This window comes from Sorangium sp. So ce1036 (assembly GCF_051369805.1).
Taxonomy (GTDB): domain Bacteria; phylum Myxococcota_A; class Polyangia; order Polyangiales; family Polyangiaceae; genus Sorangium; species Sorangium cellulosum_F.
The window spans coordinates 6882588-6907216 of record NZ_JBBMOX010000001.1 but is presented as its reverse complement, the minus strand read 5'-3'; the positions used below and the strand labels follow the sequence as shown (position 1 = coordinate 6907216).

The window sequence follows — 24629 nt, the reverse complement described above, 5'->3', positions numbered from 1 at the left end:
GATGCGAGGTTGCTGGAGGACATGGCGGTTCGGGGGCCTCACGCTTGCGCTGTCGGCGCCTCTGCTGCTCGCGGGGTGTGCGATCGCGTCGGGGGAGCTCGACGAGCAGGGCGACGAGGCGTGGAGCGACCTCGATCCGATGGCCTCCGAGGCGGCGCCCGGGTGGGACGCTGACGTGGGCGACGTCGGGCACGACGTCGACGCCTCCGCCCGCGAGCTCGCCGAGCCTGCGCCGCTCGATCTGCGCGACGCGGTGCGCCCCTCGAGCGACGACGAGCGCGCGAGGACGGAGATCTACGCGCGCTCGGAGGACGGGCAGATGCCGGAGCCGCTCCCCTGGCGCCCCCACGGGTCTGCGCAGGGTCGCGATCAGACCCCGTCCGAGGGCGACGGAGCGCGCTGATTCGAGGGCGACGGGGCGCGCTGAGCCAGGCGACGGGGCGCGCTGAGCCAGGCGACGGGGCGCGCTCGGCGGGGAGCGGCGAAGCGCGCTGAGCCGTCGTCCCGGCGCGGCGCGGCGCCGCGGCCCCGACGCGTTTTGCCGCAGCGGCGCGGTGCTCCGCGGTAGCCTTCGGGCGTGGAGCCGCTCGGGATCGATCTCCGCACCCGGACGACCCTGGTCTGCGGGGCCCTCGCGCTCGCCATCGCGGCCTCGACCCTGCTCCGTGGTCGCGTCCGCCGCGTTCACCTCTTCTTCGCGGCGTTCGCGGCGGACGTCGGGCTCTGGTACCTCTCCCAGTCGCTCTTCGGCTTCTTCCAGGCGTCCATCTGGGAGCGCTTCACGGCGATCCTCGCGGTGCTGCTCCCGCAGTTCGCATTGCACCTGTTCGAGGCGATGATCCCCCACGACGGGGATCGGCGCTCGCGGCTGCTCCGCTTCGCGGGGGCGCTCGTCATCCCGCTCTTCGTCCTCGTGCTGGTGAGCCGGGAGCCGGGCTCCTGGCTCGACTGGCTCACGCGCGGCTGCATCTTCCTCTACGTCTTCGCGCTGCTCACCGCGGGGCTGTACACGCTCGGCCAGCGCGGCAAGCAGAGCTCGTCGCGCGCGACGCAGCGGCGGGTGCGGTTCCTCGTGGTGATCGGCGCGCTCGCCGGGCTCGCCAGCGTCGCCGACTTCGCCTGGTTCCTCGGCGCGGAGCCGCCGCCCGTCGGCGCGGCGCTCTCGATCGTGTTCCTGTTCGTCCTCGCCCAGGCGCTCCGGCACGAGCGGCTCCTCGACGCCTACGAGATGCTCGCGCGCCTGCTCGTCGCCACGGCCGTCGCGTTCCTGATCGCGCTGATCTTCTATCTCCTGCTCACGTTCATCGGCGGCTTCAACACGATGTACCTGAACGCGGTGCTCGCCGCGATCGTGATCCTGGTGCTCTTCGATCCGCTCCGGGAGCGCGTCGAGGAGCAGATCCAGCGCCTGTTCTTGCGGGAGCGGTTCGATCTCGATCGCTCGCTCGCGGAGGCCCGGCGGCGCCTCGTGCACACGCTCGAGGTCGAGGAGATGGGCTCGATCGTGATGAGCGCGCTCGAGCAGTCGCGCCGGGTGACCGGCGCGGCGCTCTACCTGCGCGATCAGGACGGCACCGGCTTCGACCGGCTCGCCTCGCTCGGGCCGCGCGTCCCGGAGCGGATCGAGGTGGCGACCGCGAGGGCGCTGCTCGATCGCCTCGATCGCGGCCCGCTCGCGATGGAGGAGCTGGAGCGCGAGGCCCGCGAGCGGCGGGCGCGGCGCAGCCACAGCGACGCGAGCGAGGACGGCAACTTCGCGAGGCGGACCGAGGTGCGCCCGCAGGTCCCCGAGGACGCCGTGCTCGCCGCGGCCGAGGTGCTCGGCAGCCTCTGCTCGGGCGTCGTGCTCTGCGCGCGCGACGAGCGGGGCGAGCCGATCGGGCTCCTCGTGGTGGCGGACGCGCGCGTGCGCGACGCGTTCTCGCCCGAGGAGCTGACGCTGCTCGAGACGCTCGCCGCGCAGATCGGCGTCGTCGTGGAGAACTCGCGCCTGTACGCGCAGATGAAGGAGCGGGACCGGCTCGCGCTCCTCGGCCAGATGGCGGCCGGGCTCGCGCACGAGATCAGGAACCCGCTCGGCGCGATCAAGGGAGCGGCGCAGCTGCTCGCCGATCCCGTGCCGGAGGCGCAGATCGATCCGGCGTCGCGCGAGTTCATCGGGATCATCCTCGAGGAGGTCGACCGGCTCGACCGCGTCGTGGGCTCGGTGCTCGATCTCGCGCGGCCCGCGCAGGGCTCGGTCGTCCCGACCGACGTGAACGCGATCGTGCGCCGCACGTTGCAGGTGCTCTCGATCGAGCGGAGGAGCGATCAGCTCGAGGTCGAGCTCACGCTCGACCCCGAGCTCCCCCGGGTCGCCATCGATCCCGAGCAGCTCCGGCAGGTGCTGATGAACCTGTTCCGCAACGCCGTCCAGGCGATGAAGGGCCGGGGGAAGGTGGTGATCGCCACGCGCGTCCGCTTCGGCCGCGGGACGAGGCCGGGCTCCGGCTCGGACGAGCCGTTCGTCGAGCTCAGCGTCACCGACAACGGCCCGGGCATCTCCCAGAAGGTGCTCGCCAACATCTTCCTGCCGTTCTTCACCACGAAGGACAAGGGCACGGGGCTCGGGCTGTCGATCAGCCAGCGCATCGCGCAGAGCGCGGGCGGCCGCATCGAGGTCCGCTCCTACGAGGGGAAGGGGAGCACCTTCGCCGTGATCCTCCCGGCCGGGGTCGACAAGCTGGGCGCGTCGGCGTCGCCGCCGCGCAGCGCTCAGCCGTAGCGCGACGCGAGGAGCTCCGCGAGGGGGGCGCGCTCGCGCACCAGCGCGAGCGTGTGCTCGGCGTGGCCGTGCGCGTAGCCGTTGCCGATGTAGAGATCGACGTCCTTGCCGATCCCCTCGGCGCCGAGGGCGGCGGCGGTGAAGCTCGTGCTCATCGCGAAGAAGTACGCCTTTCCGCGGTCGCGCGTGGCGACGATCGCGCTGAGCTCCACGCCGGGGACGTTCACGCAGGAGAGCGTGAGATCCGCGCCCGCGTCGCCCGTGAGCGGCAGCACGGCGTCGCGCACCGCGATCGGATCGCGCGCGTCGGCGACGACGACGTGGTCGCAGAGCGCGAGCGCGCGCAGGTCGGCGGCGAACTCCGGGGACGCCTCGATCCCGATCACGCGCCCGGAGCGACCGACGCGGCGCCGCGCCTCGGCCGCGCAGAGCAGCCCCGATTTCCCGCCCGCGCCGAGCACCGCCACGCTGTCGCCAGGGCCGGCGAGGCGCGCCACCTGGGGCGCGGCGCCGGCGACGTCGAGCAGCGCGAGGGCGAGCCGCTCGGGCATGTCGGCCGGCATCCGGGCGAGCGGCGCCGACGCGAAGACGATCGCGGTGCCCTCGACGTCGAGCTGCGCGGACGCGGGCCGCACGGCGACGATCCGGCGGAGCGAGAGCGGCGTGAGCGAGAGCGACGCGAGCGTCGCGATGCGGTCGCCGACGCCGACGCCGCGGCGCTCGACGAGCGAGCCGACCCTGCGCACCACGCCGAGCAGCATGCCGCCCGAGCCGGTGACCGGGTTGTGCTGCTTGCCCCGGCGCGCCACCGTCTCGAGGACGAGCCGCGCCACGCCCTCCGGGCTGCCGCCCGACGCCTCTTCCATCTGGCGGAAGCTCGCGGCGTCGATGTTCAGGGTCTCGACGTCGACGACGATCTCGGTCTCGAAGCGGCGCGAGGGGTCGGCGTCGAGCCGCTCCGCCGGTTGGGGCAGCGCCCCCGGTGGATCGAGCACGCGGTGCGTGCCCAGCGGATCGCCAGCGGTGGAGGTGCGTCGCGTCGCGTCGGTGCTCACCCCGAGCCCGTTGAACATGCCGAGCCCGAAAGCAAGGGCAATGCGCAGAGGGCGCGCGAACGCCCTCGTCGGAGGCGCCCGGCGGTCCCCCGGGAGGCCCGGGCGAGCGCCGCCCCGGCAGGGCCGGCGGGACCCTTCTCCGAGGATTCTGCGCATTTGCGGTCGATTCCGGAGCGGTTCGGGGCGCTTTTCGGGTAGGAATGGAGAGCGATGCGCGGCGCGCTGCGTCGAGGGAGCCGGGCCGGCTCGTGCGAAAGAACGGACCGGATCGCTTGACCATCTTTGCTCCGTGAAACTAGACTTTGCCCCCTGCTGGCGCTCGCGTAGCGCAACGAAGGTTTTTACTCCCTGCGATGGACAACCACGCTCCCAAGGTGTCGGCGACGCGGCAACTAGCGTTGCGCTTCATCTCCGGGAAGTACCAAGGCGGCGAATTTCCCCTCGGGGAGCAGCAGGAGATCGTTGTCGGTCGCTCCAGCGACCTCGACATGGTCCTCGTCGAGGACATGGTCTCCCGGCGCCATGCCCGGATTGCCTGCACCGATCAGCAGATCGTGATCGAGGATCTCGGCTCGACGAACGGCACGTTCGTCAACGGCGAGAAGATCAAGAAGACGACCTTGAAGGAGGGCGATCGGGTGCTCATTGGCACCAGCATCCTCAAGGTCGTCTCCACCGACCCCGGTGCGCCCCCGGCGCGCCGTCGGATGGATGAGCCCTCGCTGCGGAGCGGTCAGACCCGGTCGATGTCCGGGTCGATCGACGAGATCCCGCTCCCTGATCTGCTTCAGCTCTTCGGCACATCGAAGAAGAGCGGGGTCCTCGTCGTCCGCTCGGACGACGACGTCGGCAAGATCTATCTGCGCAAGGGCATCGTGACCTTCGCGACCATCAACGATCTCACCGACGTCCCGCCGCTCAAGAGCGTCTACCGCATCCTCACGTGGGTCGGCGGGACGTTCGATCTGGAGCCGGCGGAGGAGCGGGTCATGACCGGCGAGATCAGCGCGACGGTGCAGGAGCTCCTCATGGAGGGCCTCCGGCAGATCGACGAGCTGAACAACATCCGTCACCAGCTCCCGGATCTGTCGGCGCGGCTCGTCATCCCCCAGCCGCTCAAGCCGTTGCTCCGCGATCTCACGCCGGTGGACCTGGACGTCCTCCAGATCGCGTACAACCACGGGCACCTCGCGATGGTCCTCAACAAGAGCCCCGCGACGGATCTCGAGACCGCGCAGTCTGTGCTGAAGCTGCTCCACGCGGGCTATCTGCGCGCGGAGTGATCCCGGGTCGAGGCGGCGAGGCGACGTGAGGCTGCGCGATGCGTCGCGCAGCCTCGGCGCGCGCTCCGGCGTTCGCCGCGAGGGAGGCCGGCGCTGCTGGACGTCCGGCGCGCGCAGGGGTGAGGCGCCGCGCGCGAGGCCGGCGCTGCTGGCCGTCCGGCGCGCGCAGGGGTAAGGCGCCGCGCTCGCAGGCCGAGCGCGGCGCGCTTACCGGACGGCGTGGGCTGTCAGGATCTCGACGGGTCGCGCTTCGCCGCCGGAGCGAGCGCGAGGCTCGAGAGGCGCAGCGTCACGGCGCGGGCGTGGGCCTGCAAGCCCTCCGCGAGCGCGAGCTTCTCGATGGCCGGCCCCTGCGCCCGCAGCGCCGCGTCGCTGTAGCGGATGACGCTCGCGCGGGTCACGAAGTCGTAGATCCCGAGCGGCGAGCCGAAGCGGGCCGAGCCGCCGGTCGGGAGCACGTGCGAGGGCCCCGCGAAGTAGTCGCCCGCGGCGACCGGGGTGAGCCTGCCGAGCAGCGCCGCGCCCAGCGTGCCGATCTCGGCGAGCAGCGCCTCGGCGTCGTTGACGTGGAAGGCCACGTGCTCGACCGCGAGCTGATCGGCGACCTCGGCGAGGCGCGCGCGCGAGCCGACGACCAGGGCCGCCGCGTGCGTCGAGAGCGAGGACTCCACGATGCCGCGGCGCGTGAGCTCGGGCAGCGCGGCGTCGAGCTCGCGCGCGACCGCCTCCGCCAGCCTGGCCGACGTCGTCACGAGCAGCGCGTAGGAGTCCTCGCCGTGCTCGGCCTGCGAGAGCATGTCGGCCGCGACGAGCCGCGGATCCGCGGCGTCGTCGGCGATCGCGAGGATCTCGCTCGGCCCCGTGATGCCGTCGATCGACACATCGCCGAAGACGAGCCGCTTCGCGCAGGCGACGTAGGCGTTGCCCGGCCCCACGATCTTGTCGACCGGCGCGAGCTCCGGGAGCCCGTAGGCCATGGCCGCGATGGCGTGCGCGCCGCCCGAGTCGAGCAGCGTCGTCACGCCGGAGAGGTGCGCCGCGGCGAGGGTGACGTCGTCGGGCGAGGGGCTCGCGAGGACGATCTCGCGCACGCCGGCGATGCGCGCCGGGATGGCCGACATCAGCACGCTCGACGGGTAGCGCGCCTTGCCGCCCGGCGCGTAGACGCCCACGCGGCGCAGGGGGCGCACGCGCATGCCCAGGAGGACGCCGTCCTCCTCGTAGCTGAAGCCGGCCTGCAGCGCGGGCCCGCCCGGCGCCACGTCCGCCGCCCCGAGATCGCCCGCGTCGCGCTGCCGCTCGTGGTACCGCGCGATCCTCGCGGCCGCGGTCTCGAGCGCCGCGCGGATCTCCGGCGCGAGCCGCTCGAGCGCCTCGGCCCCGCCGAAGCCGCCCTCCGCCTCGGGGCCGGCGTGGCGGACGAGCGCCTTCGGCGTCCTCCGCTCGAACGCCTCGATGTAACCGAGCACGGCGGACGTGCCCGCGCGCCGTACGTTGTTGATGATCTCGGTCACCGCCGGCGTGACGTTCGCGAGATCGCCCGTGCCGCGGATGCGCAGGGCAGACAGGGTGGACTCGAACTCGGGCGTACCTTCGATGTGGATGGGCAGCATGGCTTGGCGTTGGACCGCCGCGGCGGAGATCCGCGCGGACCGCGACACCCCGTACCACAGCGCCCCGGCCGGTGGTACGCCGGCCGCGCGCTCCGCGAGTTTCCCGGCCACCGGCCGATGGAGTAGGGTCGCCCCATGCGGACCGGCTCGTTCGGCCTCGCCTCCTCCGCGCTCGCGCTCGCGCTGGTCGCGCTCGCGCCCGCGGTCCTCGTGGGGTGCCCCGAGAACTCCTGCTTCCTCAAGATCTGCCAGGGCAGCAGCTGCCGCTGCTCCATCTCGTCGTGCAGCGACGGCGCGGCCTTCGACACCACCCAGAACCGCTGCCGCTGCTTGAAGGGCTACATCCCGATCGCGGGGCAGTGCCTCACGCCCCAGGCGGCGAACGCCTACTGCGGCGTGGGTCGCCACTACGAGAGCGGCGGGTGCGTCGCCGACCGCTGCCGGCCCGGCGACGAGATCGACCAGAGCACGGGCTACTGCGTGTCGCGCGAGCAGGTGGCGAGCAACATCGGCGTCGCCGTCGGCGCGGGGCAGAAGCTCGGCTGCCCGCCCGACCAGGAGCTCATCGTCGACGGCCCGACCGCCGCGTGCGTGCCGCGCGCGCAGACCTGCGCGCGCGACGAGGTGTGGACCGGCCAGGTTTGCGCGAAGGTGGGGCAATGCCCGACGGGCGCGATCTGGGACCCCGCGCTCGCGCAGTGCGTGCAGTACGCGCAGGGCTCGGGCGACAGCGGGCTCATGGTCCACGTGGGGCAGTGGGCGTCCGCGAACTACGGGCCGAACGGCGGCATGGGCACGAGCGGCTTCTGCGGCGCGTTCGCGAAGAAGCCGCACAGCTTCGGGATCGTCGAGGGGGCGTCGGCGTACGTCCGGATCACGGTGATGATGTCCTTCCCCGAGGGCGAGATCGCCCGCGGCGTCGTGCAGGCCGTGACGGTGTTCGACGCGAGCGGGAACCCGGTCCCGCCGCGCGGCGCCGCGGAGGTCGACGCGGCGGCGCGCAGCATCTTCAGCACGCTCGTCCAGGGGGGCGGGCGAGCGAGCGCGCCGACGTCCTCGACCACCGTCCGGTGCGCGATCGTCCACGCCGGCAAGCCCCAGCCGGTCCCCGCGGTCGGCGGCCTATAGAGCGACGGTCCCCCGCTTCGGATACGGGCCCATCTCGACGTTTTTGGTGCTCAGCGCCCTTTCGTGCGCTTGCGCGCCGAAAACGCCGATCTGGGCCCGTCTCCTGTGCGGGGGACCGCCGCTCTGTGCCGGGGGGCAGAGCGGGGGGACGGCGTGCCGCGTCACGGCCTCGACAGCGTGCTGACGACGCGCGTGGCGGGGAGCGCGCTGAGGCCGACGCAGCTGACCACCTTGTTGCGCTCCAGCACGAAGTTGCGCGCGGTGGGCTCGATCTTCGCGAACTCGACGCTCAGCCGGGTGCCGTCGAAGCTCGCGCGCAGGGGGCGACCCTCCACGGCGCTGCGGACGTCCTGGCAGGTGCCGCGCGAGCGCGCCGGGTCGAACGGGCGCGCCCCGGGCGCGATGAAGCGGATCCGATCCTCCACGGCGAAGACCGCCGTCTCGCCGGGGATCTCGCGGAGCGAGAAGCGGGCCTCGCCCTCCACGTAGTCCTGCGGCGCGAACTGCTCCGGGCGGCGGACGCGGAATTCGAGCGCCTCGCCGGCGAGGACGGCCTCGAGCTCGCGCCCGTTGCCGATCCACAGGCCGACCAGCCCGGCGAGCGGCGAAGGCTGCGGCGCCTTCGCGCTCGTCTCCGGGGCGGCGACGCTCGCGCTCGCGTCCGGGGGCGGCGGCCGCACGCCGCCCTCCTCCTCGCCGTCGACGTCGGGCTGCCCGCCGAGGACGCCCAGCCCGAGCACCGCGGCGGCCCCGCCGACCACCGCGAGGGCCCCGGCGCCGATCGCGAGCCACGGGCGCGATGCGCGCGCGCTCGCCCCCGCGGCGCCCGGCGGCGACGGCGCTGCGAGGTGGGCCGCGTCGACGGTCGTGGCCGCGGGCGGCGGCGGGCGGCTCGAGGCGGCGAGCGGCGCGGCCGAGATCGCGGTCGACGCAGGGCGCGCGATGGCGTCGAGCGCCGCGAGCAGCTCCTCGCAGCTGCCGAAGCGGTCCGCCCTGTCCTTCGCGCACGCCCTCTGGAGCAGGGCGTCGAGCTCCGGGGAGACGTCGCGCCGCGCCGCGCCGACCCTGGGGAGCGGCGCCTCCGCGTGCAGGCGCATGATCTCGATGTCGCTCGCGGCGTCGAACGGCACCTGCCCGACCAGCATCTCGTAGAGGACGATGCCGAGCGCGTAGATGTCCACCCGCTTGTCGAGGTCGCGGCGCCCGAGGACCTGCTCCGGCGACATGTAGTCCAGCGAGCCGATGATCCCCTTCGTCAGCCCGCGCCCGGCGAGCGCGTCCGCCTCGGCCTTGGCGATGCCGAAGTCGGTGACCTTCGCGACGCCATCCTTGCCGCGGATGAGCACGTTCGCCGGCTTGAGGTCGCGGTGGATCACCCCCTCGCGGTGCGCGGCGGCGATGCCGGAGGCGATCTGCCGGAAGAGCGAGAGCGCCTCGGGCACCGGCATCGGCCGCCGCTCCTCGGCGTACCGGGTGAGCCGCTGCTCCAGGCTCTCCCCGTCGATGTACTGCATGACGAGCCAGAGCTCGTCGCGCTCCGCGACCACCGCCTTCAGGTGGACGACGTTCGGATGATCGATCTGCGCCAGCGCGCGCCCCTCGGCGAGCGTGCGCGCGCGCACGTCGGACCGGTGCGCGAGCTCCTGCCGCACCGCCTTGAGGACGACGTGGAGCCCGGTGTGGACGTCCCGCGCGAGGTAGACCACCCCCATGCCGCCCTCGCCGAGCACCCGCTCGATCACGTACTTCTGGTCGACGAGCGTCCCGGCCGGGAGGTGACCCCCCAGCGCGCGCCGCGGGAGCGAGCCCGCCAGCGGCGCCGGGATCACGGCCGGCGCTGCCCCGGGCGCGTGCGCGCCGCCGGCCCCGGGCCCCGGGGGGCTCCCTCGATGCGCCGGATCCTCGGGCAGCAGCGCCCCGAGCAGCGGCTGCCCAGGGACGGTCGCCCGCGGGCCGCCCGGCGCAGGCGACGCGGGAGATTGCGCGGCCTCGCCCGCGTCCCGCGCGGCGAGCGGAGCGCCGCACGCCACGCAGAACCGGGCCGAGTCAGGGTTCTCTCCGCTGCAAGCCGGGCACCTGGCCATGGCACGGTCAGCTGGAGCCGCGGCGCGCCCCTCGAGCAGCGCGCCGGAGGCGCCGCGTCACGTCCAGTGGCCCGCGCGGAGGGCCGCGGAGTCGATCGTCTTGATCTTCGGCGCGAGCGCCTCGCGGAAGATGGCCTCATCGTCGTCGTCGAGGCCGCTCTCTCCGAAGCCGGACGCGACCTCCATCGAGGTCGCGAGGATGCGGAGGAACTGCTGGAAGCTCGATGCGCAGAGCTCCGGCTTGAGGGAGTCGGTCCCGGTCATGCAAGTGAACACGGGACAGTCCCCCTCGGCGTCGAGCTTCGAGATGTCGAGAAAGTAAGGATCTCCGAGCAATGCGCTCCGAGCGATGAGGATCCAGCTCTTGCGCCAGCCCGCGAGAGGGCCGTCGCCCCCGTTCGCTTGCTGCTCGGCCAAGAGCCTGTCGGAGGGAATGAGGCGTACGCGCTCGACCGGAGTCACCGTCTCGACGTCCACCGGGTCTGCCTCCTGCAGGAAAGCGCGGTACCTGGAGGGCACCCGCAGCGTCCTGCGCAGCTCTTCCACCACCGCTGGAGCCGCCTTTCCGAACCTCGCAGGAATACCTCTTCGGGCAAAGGCATCCTTGAGCGCCGTAACCGACTCGGCAAGGTCGCTATCCACCGAACGTCCCTTCCTTTGCAAGTCCACCGGGCGGCCGCCGGGGCGGGCGCCCTCATCGCTTTGAAACCGTCTCGCTCCCGGGGAGAGTACCGGCGCGCGCCCGGAGGAATACCCCGCGCCGGGCCAGGTAGTGTAACAGAAAAACGATGGTCGACGTCGCGTACGCTGAGAGTCGATTCCGGCCCCCGGAAATCGCGCACCGGTACGGCCCGGGGGTGCATCTGCTCGATGACCCGCTCGCATGGACCCTGCTGGCTCGAGCCTGCTCCCCGGAGACGGTCCAGCCCGACGTCGGACGCCTCGTCCGGGTCCTCTACCAGATGCTGGCGCGCACGGTCCTCGCCGCCGAGCTGGGGCGCATGCGCGTGGACATCCCGACGCGGATGATCTCCTCCCACCCCGAGGCCGTCTACCGGGGCGCCGCGCTGTCGCGCGCCACCAGGGCGGTCACGGTCGGCATCGCCCGCGCCGGGACCATGCCCTCCCAGGTCGTCTACGAGCTGCTCAACGAGGTCCTCGACCCCGCGCTGGTCCGGCAGGACCACCTGTTCATGAGCCGGCAGACGAACGAGCACGGAGAGGTCGTCGGCGCGACGTGGCACGACGCCAAGATCGGGCGCGACGTCGAGGGGCGCCTCGTGCTCTTCCCCGATCCGATGGGCGCGACCGGCACCTCCATGGTCAGCGCCCTCTCGTACTACAAGACCGCGCTCGAGGGGCGGCCGGCCAAGTGCGTCGCCATCCACCTCATCGTCACGCCCGAGTACCTCCGCCGGGTCACGACGGCCCACCCGGACGTCGTCATCTACGCGCTCCGGCTCGATCGCGGCCTCTCGCCGCCGCGCGTCCTCAAGACCGAGCCGGGCACGCACTGGGACGAGGAGCGCGGCCTGAACAGCATCCAGTACATCGTCCCGGGCGCCGGCGGCGTCGGCGAGATCCTCAACAACGCCTGGGTGTGAGCGGAGCGGGGCCGCGTCAGCGGCGGCGCTTCGTGCGCCGGTTGTGGCCGGCGGCGAGCGCGCGGTAATCGATGGCCGCCGGCGGCCGGCTCATCGCCGGGCGCAGATCGCCCGAGATCCGCGTGAGCTCGGCGATCATCGCGCCGAGATCGCTCGCGCCGGGGGCCCTCTGCTGGGCGAGCTCGGCGTAGGCGGCCTCGAGCGCGGCGATGCCCTTGCCGGAGACGTGCCCGCGGCGCGACAGATCGACGTAGCTCCGCGCGAGCGCGACGCTGTCGAAGTTGTGCGCGACGACCAGATCCTGGGCGACGCGGAGGACGGCGTGGGCGGAGATCCGGCCGTCCCCGTGGAGCACGAAGGCCGCCTGCAGGTAGTTGTAGAAGGGGACCACCCGGTCGCCGAAGATCCGGAAATCCGACGGGGAGGACTGCCGATCGAGGTGGATCAGGATCCGCTCGACGACCGGGCCCTTCTCGACGTAGCTCGCGAACCGCGTCGCATCGACGATGGTGTCCTCGTAGGCGTGGCCGAGCCGCATCACCTCGCCGAGCTCGCGCGGGGTGACCTTCCCCTCGCAGACGTCGGCGTACAGCGAGTAGACGAACGCGTCGGCCTCGGCGTCGTCCCCGAGGAGCACCTCCCGGATCAGCGCGCCGCTCGCGTCGACCTGGCTCGGGAGCTCGCAGCGCCGCTGGAGCAGCGCGGGCAGCTTGTAGCCGAGCTGGCCGCGCAGCGCCCGGAAGCGCAGCCGGAGCAGGTTCTGCAGGTTGGGCTTCAGCGTGAGCGACGCCCAGCGCGCGCCGTCGAGCCTGAGCTTCTGCTCGATGCGGGAGCGGAGCTGCTCCGGGCTGCCCGAGAGGATGTGGGTCTCGACGCCCGCGCGGCCGAGCTCGCGCAGGAGCGAGCCCGCGCCCGGCACGGTGCGCTTCTGATCCGGCCGCTCGATCGCCGTCCGGACGAGGTCGCGCAGCGTGTCGAAATCCGTCCTGAGGTAGGTCTTGTCGAGGTCCCAGCGCGCGATGAAGGGGACGCGCGGCGTCGTGGCCGCGGCCTTCGCCGGAGCTCGGGGATCTTGCGCTCGTTCCTCGCCGTTCACCGTCTCTCGCTCAGCGCGACATCCACTCGCGCCGCATCTTGTCGAGCGATTGCACCACGTCGTTGTCGGCGCTCTGCCGGGCGAGGTCGAGCGCCTCCCGGAGATACATCGACGCCTCGCCCGTGCGCTCGCGCTGGTGCGCCACGTACGCCAGCGCGCCGAGGACGAGCGCGCGATCGGGGCCCCCGGGGCCGGCGAGGTCGAGCGCCTCGCGCAGCACGCCGTCGGCGTCCGTCAGATCGCCGGCGCGCGCGAGCGCCTCGCCGAGCTTCCGGCTGAAGATGAGCACGGCGCGCACCGGATCGTCGAGCTCGCCCCGGAAGATCTCCCGCCGCGCGAGATCGAGGCCGCGGCGCAGGGCGAGCACGCTGCCGGCGCCGTCCCCGCGCGCCGCGGAGCGGTCGGCCGCCTGCTCGAGGAGCATCAGCGCGACGAAGGCGTTCTGCGCGTGGTAGGCGTGGATCGCCTGCACCTCGAGCGGCAGCGCGAGCGGATCGCCGGCGCTGTCGAACGTCGCCTTGGCGTGCAGATCGCGCCGCACGCCGGCCGGGATCGTCGCGAGCGTCACGTCGCGGAGGAGCGGGTGCGTCGTGCGGATCCCGCTCGCGTGCTCCTCGATCATGCCCGCGACCACGAGCTTGCCGAGCAGCTCGTCGAAGGCGCGGATGTCCGGGAGCAGGCGCTGCAGCGTGGACCTGTCCGCGGCGTCGCCGATGACGGCGAGCGCCTGCAGCGTGCGGCGCGCGTCCTGCGGCAGCCGCTCGATGCGCGCGGCGACGAGATCCGCCATCCGCGCGGGCGGATCGCTGCCCCCCTCCAGGGTGTAACGGACGAGCTGGTCGAGGTAGAGCGGCGGCACCACGGCGGCCCCGTCGCCCACGCCGTTCGCGATCGCCGCGTCCGGCGGCAGCCCCAGCACGACGGGCTCGGCGCCGCCCTCGGCGAGATCGCGCCGCGGCGAGGTCCGCGCGCCCGCCCCCGGGCCCGAGGGGCTCTTGCGGGCGGCGCGGTGGTCCAGGCTCGCGCTGCTGCTCCGGAGCAGCGAGAGCGCGATGTCCTTCGGCAGCCCGAGGAGCGTGCGCGCGACCCCGCCCCACTCAGGCTCGAAGCCCGGCGTGTGGCTCGCGAGGATGAGCAGCGCCGCGAGCGGCGGCTCCGCGATCACGTCGGCGAAGGCGTTCCGGCTCGCGCCGTCGACGGCGTGCAGATCGTCGATGGCGAGCAGGACGCGGTGCGGGTAGGCGGCCTGGTGCGCGCGAGAGAGCGCCCAGCGCAGCGCCTCCGCGGCGATGAAGCGGCGATCGTCGGGGGACAGGCTCCCCGCCGCCGGCTTGCTCCAGACGTGGCGGCGCATGTCGCTGCCGCGATCGCCCTTGCCGAAGATCTCGAGCAGCCCGCGGCGCGCCTCCGGCGTCGCGCCGCTCCAGTGCGACGCGTTGCCGCCGTCGGACGGGAGCTCCGCGAGCCCGGCGATCGCCCAGCGGAGCGCGTAGTAGCCGACCTCGGCGCCCCACGGATCCGGGCCGGTCTGGATCACGACGTCGCCGCGCCTCGCCGCGGCGTCGAGGAACTCGCGGAGCAGGCGGGTCTTGCCGACGCCGTGCTCGCCGACGACGCGCGCGGCGACGACCGAGCCCTGCACGTCGGCCAGGCAGGCGTCGAGCCACGCGAGATCCTCCTCGCGCGCCGCGAACGGGAGCGGGAGCGGCGGGCTCGACGACGCGCGATCGCGCCGCGCCGCGGCGGGCGCCGCGCGCGTCGGCGCGGGCGAGTGCGCCTGCGCGATCCTGGCGCCGCACTCGCCGCAGAATTTCTGGCCGCGCGGCACGATGGCGCGGCACGCGCCGCAGATGACGGTCGCGTCGGCGAACGAGAAGCGACCCGACGGCGTGTCGAACGTCCCGATGGACGCGCGCAGGGCGGCCGCGAACTCGTCCGCGGACTGGTAGCGCCGCGCCGCGTCCTTCTCGAGCGCGCGCAGGGTGACCTCGACGAGCGCGTCGGGGATCTCGCGCTCGGGCGCGATCATCGCCGGATCGGGCGGCGGCAACGAGAGGTGCATCAGCACGACCTGCGTCGGCGACTCCGCCTCGAAGGGGAGCCGGCCGGTCAGGAGCTGGAAGAGGATGACGCCGCACGCGTACAGATCGCTCCGCGCGTCGATCGGGTCGCCGCGCCCCTGCTCCGGGGCCATGTAGTCGGGCGTCCCGCACACGATGCCGGGGCTCGTGATGCTCGGCGTCGCGACCTCCGCCTTCATCTTGGCGAGGCCGAAGTCGACCACCTTCACGAAGTCGCCGCCCGAGCGCATCGGCTCGAGCACGACGTTCTCGGGCTTGAGATCGCGGTGGATGATGCCGAGGTGGTGTGCCTCGGCGAGCGCCGCGAGCACCTGGCAGAGGATGTCGACGATGCGCCGGAAGGGGAGCGGGCCGTCCTCGTAGACGACGCGGGCGAGATCGCGCCCGCGCAGGAACTCCATGACGAGGTAGAGCTGCCCCCCGTTCTTGCCGAAGTCGATGACGCCGACCGAGTTCGGGTGGTTGAGGCGGCTCGCGGCGCGGGCCTCGGTGATGAACCGGACGGACGCGCTCTCGTCCCCGAGCAGGTGGGGGTGGATGATCTTGACCGCCACCGTGCGCCCCAGGGCCTTCTGCTCGGCCCTGTAGACGCGCCCCATCCCGCCCACCCCGACGAGCTCGAGGATCACGTAGTTGCCGGGCAGCGTCGTTCCGATCAGGGGGTCGTCCGACGTGCGGCTGAGCTCCGAGATCGGGAACCCGCAGACCGGGCAAAATTTGTGCGCCTGCTCGCACGGATTCGCGCATTGCGGGCAGACCACTGTGGACACGCGCGGGACCTTACCACGTTCGGGATAGCGATTGGAGGCGAGGTCTCCCTCGGGCCGGGAGGCGCGGCGAAGAGGGGGGCGGGAGGGCTCGTCCAGCCGTCTGTTAGGACCTGGATCCTTCTTGGGGTAACCTCGGGCGCGATGGTTACGCCTCGCCTACGTCTCGGTCAGCTCCTGGTCGACGCGCGGATGATCACCCAGGAGGCCCTCGAGAGAACCCTGGAGCTGCAGCGCACGGACGGCCGGCGGTTGGGCACGCTCCTTGTCGAGCAAGGTCTGATCAACGAGACCCAGCTGACGCAGATCCTGTCGCACCAGCTCGCCGTCCCCTGGGTGTCGTTGCTGCACATCGAGTTCTCGCGGCAGCTGCTCAACCTCGTCCCGCACGATGTCGCCGAGCGGTACTGCCTCGTCCCGATCTACGTGCGCCACGTCCGCAACCAGGGCGAGACGCTCTACGTGGCGATGGACGATCCGACGAACGAGGACGGAATGAAGGAGTGCATGGCGTTCTCCGGCCTGCCCGTCCGCGCGATGATCGCCCCGCCGAGCGACATCCGGAACGCGATCCGGGTCTACTACGGGGCGCGGGCGCGCTCGGTGCCGCCGCCCGCGGCCGCGCCGCGGGGGCAGGCGAACGAGCCGGCGTCGCGGGCGCGCCCGGCCGACCCGCCGCCTTCCTCCGAGCTCACCGCCGCCCCGAGGACCGCCAGGCCCTCGGAGGAGGTCTCGTCGACGCCGGAGCCGCTGCTGCTGACGAGGCCTTCCCACCGGTCCGGGTCTCGGTCCGTCGAGGACACGGTCCCCGCGATCGAGACCTCCGAGGTCGACGAGGCCGAGGTGGCGGTCGTCCAGAACGAGATCGACGGGTGGGAAGCGTCGCAGCCGACCCCGCGGCCGGAGCCGGAATTCCACAGCCGACCGGAAGAGCGGCAGATCCGCGGCCGTCCCGACGAGCGCTCGCGGCCGACGCTGAAGGTCGCGCCGTCGCCGGAGCTGCTCGCGGCGGCGCAGGCCGCGCAGGCGGCGCAGGCCGCGCAGGCGGCTCCGTCGGAGCGCCGGAAGACGCTGCGCCCCAGCGCCGCGCCGGGGCCCGCGGGCGAAGGTGCGTCGGGGGTGGAGGCGGGCGCGGCGCCGAGCACGCCGGCTGCGGCGCTCCTCGGGGCCGTGCTCGGGCGCCCCGCCGCTGCAGCGCGCAGCGCGCCGGAGAGCGTCCCCGAGCTCGGCGATGAGCCCCCGAGCGAGCGCGAGGTGCGCAACATCCCCGCGCCGCAGGGCCGCGGTCGCCGGCGGATGGTCTCGCTCACGCTCCTCGACGGCACGACCATCACGTTGCCTGCGCGCGGGACCAAGTCGCAGCAGCGCCAGGGGCCAGCCTCCACCCGGGCTGCCCAGTCCGAGCCGCCTCCGCCGGCCACCACGGACGATCCAGGCCTAACCGCGCGCGATCTCGTCTCCGCGCTGCGCGCCGTCTCCCACGGCGCCGACGCGAGCGAGATCCTCGGCAACAACGTGCGCTGGGAGGCGATGTTCGCGGCGCTCCTGTCGCTGCTGCTCAAGAAGCACCTCATCGCCGACTGGGAGTTCGTCGACGAGCTGAAGAAGATCTGACGCCCGGGGACGCCGGCGCTCCGCGCGCCGCGCCGGCGTTCAGCGCGCCTCGCGCGCCGCGCCGGCGTTCAGCGCGCCTCGCGCGCCGCGTCGGCGTTCAGCGCGCCTCGCGCGCCGCGCCGGCGCGGATCAGCGCATCGACCTCGTCCTCCGAGAAGCCGGCGTCGCGGAGCACGGCGCGCGTGTGCTCTCCGGCGCGAGGCGCCGGCGCGAACGAGGCGTCGCGCGGCGTGACGGGCGTCCGGAGCTGCGGGACGCGGCCGCGCGGCGAGGCGATCTCGAACAGCAGCCCGCGCGACGCGAGGTGGGGATCGGTCGCGGCGGTCCATGGATCGATGACCGGCTCGAGGCAGCAGTCGCGCTCGGCGGCGAACGCCTCCCACTCGGCGCGCGTCCTCTCCAGGAAGACGGCCGCGAGCCTGTCCTTGAGCTCGACCTGGTGCGGCCCGGGCACGAGCGCGTCCACCTCCGGATCGAGGCCGGCGCCCTCGCAGAACGAGCGCCAGAACTTCGGCTCCAGCGCGGCGAGCGCCATCGCGTGCCCGTCCTTCGACAGGTAGACGTTGTACGGCGCGACCCCGCCGGTGAGCAGCTCTTCGCCCGCGCGCGCGGGCGCGCCAGCAGGCGACGCGCCGCCCGCGAGCGCCGCGGCGAGCGTCGGGAGGGCGAAGCCGAGCACGCCGTCGGTCATGGCGATGTCGAGCACCGCGCCCCGGCCTGTCCGCTCCCGCTCCCGCAGCGCCGCCAGCACCGCGATGGCGCACCACATCCCGCCGCTCACGTCGGCGACCTGGGAGCCGGGCACCTGCGGCGGCCCCTCCGGCGGCCCCTGCGCGCCGAGGACCCCCGCGCGCGCGACGTAGTTCAGGTCATGGCCCGCGCGCGCGGCGAGGGGGCCCGTCTGGCCGTAGCCGGTCAGCGCGCACACGATGAGCCGCGGGTTGTCCGCGCGCAGCGCGTCGTGGCCGAGCCCGAGCCGATCGAGCACCCCCGGGCGGAACGGATCGAGGAGCACGTCGTACGTCGCGACGAGCCGGCGGAAGGCGTCGCGCCCCTCGGGCCGCTTCAGGTCGAGCAGGACGCTCCGCTTCCCGCGGTTCAGCAGCTGGAACGCGGCCGACTCGCCGGCGAGCTGGGGCGGCATGTGGCGCAGGAGGTCGCCGCCGCCCACGTCCTCGAGCTTGTCCACGGTCGCCCCCAGATCCGCGAGCACGAGCGTCGCGAACGGGCCGGGGAGGAGCCGCGAGAGATCGAGGATGCGCGTGTCGGTGAGCGGGCGCATGACGACGTCGATGGCCGTCGCGCAGGGGCGCGCGCGTCGAAGGGGGCCCGGCGGAGATCCGCCGGGAGCTGGGTCAGCCCGCGCCCTGGAGCTGGAACAGCTTCGGGAGCTTCATCGCGAGCATCTGGTTGCCCGTGACCTTCAGCTTGCCCGCGAAGAAGAGCTGCATCGAGTTGGCCTGCGGGTTCTCGTACAGCTTCTGGAAGTCCTCGCTGCTGACGGTGATGGTGACATCCGCGCTGCCCGGGTTGCCTGCTTCGGCCTTGGGGCCCGCGTCGGTCAGGTCGAGGAACCACTCACCGCCGCCTTCGCCCGTCACGTTGAGCTGGTACTTCGCGCCGATCTGCTTGGCCGCGTCGGGGTTCTTCGCCAGGGCGGCAGGGAGCTCCTCGTTGAACAGCTTCTGGATATCGACGGCCATGGATCGCCTCCGGATGTCGTAGGGGACGCAGCGACTTGAATCGTCTGAGCGCTTGGCGCGGTTTACCCGCGCCTGAACGCGCGCGTCAAGCGAAGCCCGACGCCGGAGCGCCGGCGCGCTCCATCCGCAGGGCCCTCACGCGCGCGCCCTCACGCGCGTGCGCGCGGCGCCTGCGCGGCGGGGCGGGGCGCCCTGTCCAGCGCGGATCGGATGGGGACCATGAGCAGGCGATCGATCGCGACGCGCTGCTCGGCGGGCGGCGGGCCCTCCGGCGTGCCCTGCATCAACCGGAGATCGCGGAGCGCGCCGCGATCGAGCGGGCCGAGCGCCGCGCTCGATCCGTCGGGCGCCGGCGTCATCGCGGGCAGCAGACAGACGAGGACGAGCTCGCTCGTGTCCTGACGTATCCACGTCCCCTGGTAGACGGCGATCGCCTGTCCGAGCGCCTCCTGGAACACGAACGCGCGCCACTCGAGCGGCGCCGTCAGATCGAAGACGCGGCCGCCGGCGCGGAGCTCTCGGCTGTCCATGCTGAGCATCGCGCCGCGCGCGTCGGTCAGGACGAAGCGCTCGAGGCACCCGGGCGAGCGGAGCGTGAGCTCGTCGAGGAGCGCGGCGAGCGCCGCCGGGCTGAGCGCGATCGGCTCGCCGTCCGGGCCGATCGCCTCGAGCCCGACCTCGTCGGAGCTCACGACGGACGCGCGGTCAAGCAGCGCGGCGAAGGCGCGGCGGGACGGTCCGTCGAAGCTCGCGCCGACGCAGGACATCCCCGCGCTCGAGCTGAGCAGCGCAACGAGATGATCGCGGCGAGGGGTCGCGAGGAGCGTCACGCCGAACCGTTCGCCCGTCGTGAGCAGCGCGTGAGGCGCCACGCCGTCCTCGCCGTGAAGGAGCAGCCGATCGCCATCGAGGCTCAACCCGCGCCGGCTCGCCTGCGCGGCGGGCGAGCGCGGCCTCCGCCGGCCGCGCGCGGCGAGCGCCACCGCCAGCGCGGCGAGGGCGGCCGGGACGATCGCGCGGAGCAGCACGCCGCGCGCGGTCGCGGCCAGCACGAGCGCGACCACGAGCAGCGGGAGCGACCAGCGCCAGCGAGACGCCGCGCCGTCCGTCTGCGGCATGCCGGGAGCGACCGTGTCGAACCACCGCGTCGCTCCCGTCCCTGGAGGAGGCGCGGCGACCGTGTCGCCCGTGCTCTCGTCGGGGCGCTGCGCGGCCTGCCAGCCTGAGGCTGGTGGCGGCTCGTGCGCGCGAGCCTCGAGCGGTGGGAGCGTGGCGACGGCCTCAAGAGGGTCCTTCTGGCCCTTCGCCTCGCGTCCCATCGCACCTCCACCCCAGCCGAGAGTCCGCGTGCAGGATAGCACTGGGCATGTCCGGCGCGAGAGGAGACTTTGGCGCAACGCGCTGCGTATAGGCAGCGCGGAGGTGCGTCAGGGCTTCTGTGCGTCCATGCGTCGGGGCGTGCCTGGCGCCGTTCGCACAGGAGGGCTCACCTGAAGGCCCTGTGCTGGATCACCCAGGGCGACAGCCGCGGCGCGCCCGGCTCGGGGACGCCGCTGCCAGCGGGCCGCCGCTCCGCCCGGGCGGCCGCGATGGCGAGGGCGGCGGCGAGCGCGGCCTCCTCCTCGGGGGGGACCGCGGTGGGCCCGCAGAGCTCCGCGGTGTGCTCGGCGATGAAGCCCGTGTCGTAACGACCGGCCTGGAAGTCGGGGTGAGCCAGGAGGTTCTCGTGGAACGCGAGGTTCGTCCGGATGCCCGTGACGGCGTACTCGGCGAGGGCGCGGCGCATGCGCGCGATGGCGGCGCGCCGATCGGGCGCCCACACGGAGAGCTTCGAGATCAGCGGGTCGTAGTGGCTGGGGACCACCGCGCCCTCGTAGAAGCCGCTGTCGTCCCGCACCCAGGGGCCAGCCGGCGGGCGGAGCGTCGTGAGCGCGCCAGGGCTGGGCAGGAAGCCGGAGCTCGGATCCTCCGCGTAGATGCGGCACTCGAGCGCCGCGCCGCGCCGCGTGATCGCCTGCTGCCGCAGCGAGAGCCGCTCGCCGTCGGCGATCTTCACCATCTCGGCGACGAGGTCGATCCCGGTCGTCCACTCGGTGATGGGGTGCTCCACCTGGAGCCTCGTGTTCATCTCGAGGAAGTAGAAAGAGCCGTCCTCCGCGAGGAGGAACTCGAACGTGCCCGCCGAGTGGTAGCCGACCGCGAGCGCGCCGCGCACCGCGACCTCGCCCATGCGCTGCACGAGCTCCGGGCTGGCGACGGGGCAGGGGGACTCCTCGACCACCTTCTGGTGGCGCCGCTGGATCGAGCAGTCGCGCTCGAACAGGTGCACGAGGTTGCCCTCGCGGTCGCCGAGCACCTGGATCTCGACGTGACGCGGCCGCAGGATCGCCTTCTCGAGGTAGACGGTGGCGTCGCCGAACGCCCGCGCGGCCTCGCTCTGCGCGCGCTCGTAGGCCGCCGGCAGGTCCTCCGGGCGGTGCACGAGCCGCATGCCCTTGCCGCCTCCCCCGAACGCCGCCTTGAGCATCACCGGGTAGCCGAGCCGCTCCGCGAGCGCCTGCGCCTCCGCGGCGCTCGCGGGCTCGCCGCCGGGGACGATCGGCACGCCCGCCTCCGCCATCTTCGCGCGCGCCGCGGGCTTCGACCCCATCGCGGCCATCGCGCTCGAGGGCGGGCCGATGAAGGTGATCCCGGCCCGCTCGCAGGCCTCCGCGAACTCGCGATTTTCCGACAAGAACCCGTACCCGGGGTGAATGGCGTCCGCCCCGCAGCGCCGGGCGACGTCGAGGATGCGATCGATGCGGAGGTAGCTCTCGGCCGCAGGTGCTGGGCCGATGGGGTACGACTCGTCCGCCAGGCGGACATGGAGGCTGCTGCGGTCGGCGTCGCTGTACACCGCGACGCCCTGGATGCCGGCCTCATGCAGCGACCGGAGGATGCGGACGGCGATCTCGCCGCGGTTGGCGATGAGGACCTTGCGGATCACGCGCCGGCCGTATCACACGACAGCGCTCGCGCGAATGGCTCGTCGCGTCGAAGCCCTGGCCGCGCCTCGCCGCGGGCCAGGCCACGGGCGGGCCTTACGCTGGATCAGGCCCGCGAGAGTCTTTCCACAGGCCGAGCAAAAGGGTAGGTCTCCCCCTGTGCAGCGCCGCGATCTCCCGCCCGAGCTCTCGTTCGCGGCCCTCCCAGCCGTCGAGCCGCGCGAGCCCACGAGCCCGCCGCCGTCGCGCCGCCCGCGGGGCGCCGAGCCGGAGGTCCTCTCCGTCGCGGAGCTCGATCGCCGCCTGAAGCGGATCCTCGAGGGGTCGACCGCGGACGCGCGCGTCGAGGGCGAGATCTCGAGCCTGCGCGTCGTGGGCAGCGGCCACGCCTACTTCACGCTCAAGGACGAGAACGAGGAGGCGGCGATCGACTGCGTGATGTACCGGACGGCGGCGCCGCGCGCGCGCAAGCTGCTCGCGGACGGCGCGCGCGTCGTGCTCACGGGCCGCGCGACGGTCTACGTGCCGCGCGGCCGGCTCCAGTTCTGCGCGGACGACGCGCGCCTCGCCGGTCGCGGCGCGCTGCTCGAGGCGCTCTTCCGGCTCAAGGAGAAGCTCGCCGCGGAGGGGCTCTTCGCGCCCGAGCGCAAGCGCAAGCTGCCGGTCGATCCGCAGATCATCGGCGTCGTCACGAGCGGCGACGGCGCGGCGATCCACGACATCGTGACCGTCGCCTTCCGCCGCGGCGGCGTCCGGCTGATCCTCGCGCGCACGCCGGTGCAGGGCGCCGGCGCGGGGCAAAGGATCGTGCGCGCGATCGCGCTGCTCGAGGAGCTCCCGGGCATCGAGGTGATCATCGTGGGCCGCGGGGGCGGCTCGGCGGACGACCTCAGCGCGTTCAACGAGGAGATCGTCGTCCGGAAGGTCGCGGCCGCGAAGGTGCCGATCGTGAGCGCGGTCGGGCACGAGATCGACGTCGCGCTGACCGATCTCGCCGCCGACGCGCGCGCCGCCACGCCCTCGCAGGCGGCGGAGATGCTCGTCCCGGACGCGGCCGCGCGCCGCGCGGCCCTGGAGCACGTCGAGGCGCGCATGCGCCGGGCGATGGCGCACCGCCTCAGGGGCGCGCGCGCCGACCTCGACCGGCAGCGCGCCCGCCTCGGCACGCCCGCGCAGATCCTCGCGGAGCCGCAGCAGCGGATCGACGACGCGGTCGCGCGGCTGCGGCGCCGCATGGAGCGGATCCTCGCCGAGGACCAGGGCGGCCTCCAGCGCCTCGAGCGCCGGCTGGCCGCGCGCCACCCGCGCGCGGTGCTCGCCGGCGCCCGCGGGGCGCTGCGGCCGCTGTCGGTGCGCCTCGACGCGGCCGCGCGCCGCCACATCGCCCTCCTGCGGGAGCGGTTCGCGGGCGACGTCGCCCGGCTCGAGGCGATGTCGCCGCTGCGCGTGCTCGCGCGCGGCTACGCCATCGCGACGGACGCGTCCGGGCGCGCGGTCCGCGATCACCGCGAGGTCGCGCCGGGGGACGCGGTCACGGTCCGCGTGCACCGCGGCGCGCTGCTCGCGCGGGTCGTGGCCGCCGCGGGGCCGGGTGAGCCGCTCGTCGAGGTCAGCGCGCCGCCCGCGCCCGCGCCGCCCGCCTCGCCGGCGCGGCAGGGCGGGGGGCCGCGCGAGCGGGCGGGGGGCCGCGCGTCGAGGCGCAGCCGGGGGCAGCCCGGCGCGCCCGCGTGCGAGCAACTCGGGCTCGGCTTCGTGGCGGACGAGCGCGCGCCGGCGCCCGGGCGCGGCGGCGCCTCCGGGCAGGTCTCGGCAGGGCAAGGCGGAGGAGCAGAGGCCGGCCCGGAGGAAAGGCATCATGTCGAACCCTGAGCGGCGAATGTTCGGTCTGGTCGGTCACCCGGTGGGCCACTCGGTCTCGCCGGCGATGCACTCGGCCGCGTTTCGGGCCCACCAGCTCCCCCACATCTACAGCGCGTTCGACGTGCCCACGGCCGCGGAGCTCGCGCGCTTCGTCGACGACATCCGCAGCGGCCTCATCGCGGGCGCGAACGTCACCATCCCGCACAAGCGCGCGGTCATGTCGCTGGTCGACGAGGTGGACTCGAGCGCGGAGGACGTCGGCGTCGCCAACGTCCTGTGCGCGTCGGCGTCTCGGCGCGTCACCGCCCACAACACCGACGTGATCGCGCTCCGGGACGAGCTCGCCCTGCTCCTCGGCTCCGCGCCGCCGCGCGGGGACGACGCGGCCGGGCCGCGCGGCCCGAGCCCGAGCCCGCGGCAGCGCGCGGTGATCATCGGGGCGGGCGGGGCCGCGTTCGCGGCGATCGCCGCGTGCAAGATGCTCGGCTACCACCTCATCAGCATCACCACCCGGTCCTGGACGAGCACCGAGGTGATGCTGGAGTCGCCCGCGGGGCAGCGCGCGTCCGAGCTCGGCGCGCTCACCGCGCCCTGGCCGATCCCGTCCGACAGGGCGGTCAGCAGCAAGTCGTCGGCGGCGCTGCGGCTCAACTGGACCGAGTTCACCGTCGCCGCCGACCTGATCGTCCAGGCCACGAGCGCCGGCATGGTCGGCGGCCCGCCGGGCGACGAGGTCACGAGCATCATCCCGTGGGACTCGCTCTCGCCGGGCGTGTGCCTCTACGACGTCGTCTACAACCCGCCCGTGACCCCGTTCCTGCGGCTCGCGCGCGAGAGGGGGCTCCGCGCGGCCGACGGGCTCGGCATGCTCGTCGGCCAGGCCGCGCAGTCGTTCACGCTCTGGACCGGCCTCCCGGCCCCGGTCGACGTGATGCGCGCCGCCGCCGAGGACTCGCTCAGGAAGGCCACCGGCGGTCGATGAGCTCCGATGGA

The 24629-nt window shown here is 73.8% G+C and carries 18 protein-coding genes; 8 read left to right on the top strand and 10 right to left on the bottom strand.

Annotated features, from left to right (window positions below):
- Window position 1 precedes the first annotated feature (1 nt).
- Together WMF31_RS25910 and WMF31_RS25905 are read left to right on the top strand one after the other, a co-directional pair.
- On the top strand, window positions 2-403 hold the full coding sequence (locus WMF31_RS25910) for a hypothetical protein (RefSeq protein ID WP_436604506.1): 402 nt from the start codon (window positions 2-4) through the stop codon (window positions 401-403).
- A gap of 174 nt (window positions 404-577) precedes the next feature.
- A complete protein-coding gene (locus WMF31_RS25905) occupies window positions 578-2764 on the top strand; it encodes an ATP-binding protein (RefSeq protein ID WP_436604505.1) in 2187 nt (728 codons plus the stop codon).
- Here WMF31_RS25905 and WMF31_RS25900 read toward each other — a convergent pair.
- Window positions 2755-3837, bottom strand: a complete 1083-nt coding sequence (locus WMF31_RS25900; RefSeq protein ID WP_436604504.1) for an L-erythro-3,5-diaminohexanoate dehydrogenase — start codon at window positions 3835-3837, stop codon at window positions 2755-2757. The genes WMF31_RS25905 and WMF31_RS25900 overlap by 10 nt on opposite strands.
- Before the next feature lie 335 nt (window positions 3838-4172).
- Here WMF31_RS25900 and WMF31_RS25895 point away from each other — a divergent pair, with 335 nt between their 5' ends.
- Window positions 4173-5102, top strand: a complete 930-nt coding sequence (locus WMF31_RS25895; RefSeq protein WP_129346982.1) for a DUF4388 domain-containing protein — start codon at window positions 4173-4175, stop codon at window positions 5100-5102.
- A gap of 227 nt (window positions 5103-5329) precedes the next feature.
- Here the strand turns inward: WMF31_RS25895 and hisD are convergent, their stop codons facing one another.
- Complete coding sequence (hisD, locus tag WMF31_RS25890) at window positions 5330-6715, bottom strand: histidinol dehydrogenase (protein WP_436604503.1); 1386 nt, start codon at window positions 6713-6715, stop codon at window positions 5330-5332.
- A gap of 135 nt (window positions 6716-6850) precedes the next feature.
- Between hisD and WMF31_RS25885 the strand changes: the two genes are divergently transcribed.
- Window positions 6851-7843 (top strand): hypothetical protein, encoded by a 993-nt coding sequence (locus WMF31_RS25885; RefSeq protein ID WP_436604502.1) that lies wholly within the window; start codon window positions 6851-6853, stop codon window positions 7841-7843.
- Between the two features lie 161 nt (window positions 7844-8004).
- Here the strand turns inward: WMF31_RS25885 and WMF31_RS25880 are convergent, their stop codons facing one another.
- Window positions 8005-9927: a protein kinase domain-containing protein gene (locus WMF31_RS25880; RefSeq protein ID WP_436604501.1), complete on the bottom strand. Its 1923-nt coding sequence runs from the start codon at window positions 9925-9927 to the stop codon at window positions 8005-8007.
- A 57-nt stretch (window positions 9928-9984) separates the two neighbouring features.
- The gene (locus WMF31_RS25875) at window positions 9985-10476 is read right to left on the bottom strand and encodes an SMI1/KNR4 family protein (protein ID WP_436604500.1); all 492 of its coding nucleotides are present in this window, start codon (window positions 10474-10476) and stop codon (window positions 9985-9987) included.
- Window positions 10477-10715: 239 nt separating this feature from the next.
- On the opposite strand from WMF31_RS25875, the gene WMF31_RS25870 reads away from it, so the two are divergent.
- Window positions 10716-11531 carry a uracil phosphoribosyltransferase gene (locus WMF31_RS25870; RefSeq protein ID WP_129346986.1) on the top strand — a complete coding sequence of 272 codons (816 nt, stop codon included), beginning with the start codon at window positions 10716-10718 and terminating at the stop codon, window positions 11529-11531.
- A gap of 16 nt (window positions 11532-11547) precedes the next feature.
- Here WMF31_RS25870 and WMF31_RS25865 read toward each other — a convergent pair whose 3' ends face one another.
- Complete coding sequence (locus WMF31_RS25865) at window positions 11548-12627, bottom strand: hypothetical protein (RefSeq protein WP_129346987.1); 1080 nt, start codon at window positions 12625-12627, stop codon at window positions 11548-11550.
- 10 nt (window positions 12628-12637) lie between these two features.
- On the bottom strand, window positions 12638-15478 hold the full coding sequence (locus tag WMF31_RS25860) for a protein kinase domain-containing protein (RefSeq protein ID WP_436604499.1): 2841 nt from the start codon (window positions 15476-15478) through the stop codon (window positions 12638-12640).
- Window positions 15479-15619: 141 nt separating this feature from the next.
- Here WMF31_RS25860 and WMF31_RS25855 point away from each other — a divergent pair, with 141 nt between their 5' ends.
- Window positions 15620-17089, top strand: coding sequence for a hypothetical protein (locus tag WMF31_RS25855; protein ID WP_242516102.1), 1470 nt, complete (start codon window positions 15620-15622; stop codon window positions 17087-17089).
- Window positions 17090-17186: 97 nt separating this feature from the next.
- On the opposite strand, the gene WMF31_RS25850 is transcribed toward WMF31_RS25855, so the two are convergent.
- The 4 genes from WMF31_RS25850 to WMF31_RS25835 form a co-directional block, all read right to left on the bottom strand.
- On the bottom strand, window positions 17187-18371 hold the full coding sequence (locus WMF31_RS25850; RefSeq protein ID WP_436604498.1) for a CaiB/BaiF CoA transferase family protein: 1185 nt from the start codon (window positions 18369-18371) through the stop codon (window positions 17187-17189).
- 73 nt (window positions 18372-18444) lie between these two features.
- Complete coding sequence (locus tag WMF31_RS25845) at window positions 18445-18792, bottom strand: SCP2 sterol-binding domain-containing protein (protein WP_129346990.1); 348 nt, start codon at window positions 18790-18792, stop codon at window positions 18445-18447.
- Between the two features lie 149 nt (window positions 18793-18941).
- The gene (locus tag WMF31_RS25840; RefSeq protein WP_436604497.1) at window positions 18942-20111 is read right to left on the bottom strand and encodes an IMP dehydrogenase; all 1170 of its coding nucleotides are present in this window, start codon (window positions 20109-20111) and stop codon (window positions 18942-18944) included.
- 167 nt (window positions 20112-20278) lie between these two features.
- Entirely contained in the window at window positions 20279-21778 is a 1500-nt protein-coding gene (locus WMF31_RS25835) for an acetyl-CoA carboxylase biotin carboxylase subunit (RefSeq protein WP_436604496.1), read from the bottom strand.
- Between the two features lie 157 nt (window positions 21779-21935).
- Here WMF31_RS25835 and xseA point away from each other — a divergent pair, with 157 nt between their 5' ends.
- Together xseA and WMF31_RS25825 are read left to right on the top strand one after the other, a co-directional pair.
- A complete protein-coding gene (gene xseA, locus WMF31_RS25830) occupies window positions 21936-23645 on the top strand; it encodes an exodeoxyribonuclease VII large subunit (RefSeq protein WP_436604495.1) in 1710 nt (569 codons plus the stop codon).
- A complete protein-coding gene (locus tag WMF31_RS25825; RefSeq protein WP_436604494.1) occupies window positions 23632-24618 on the top strand; it encodes a shikimate dehydrogenase family protein in 987 nt (328 codons plus the stop codon). The genes xseA and WMF31_RS25825 overlap by 14 nt, the downstream gene beginning before the upstream one ends.
- The last annotated feature ends 11 nt before the right edge of the window (window positions 24619-24629 follow it).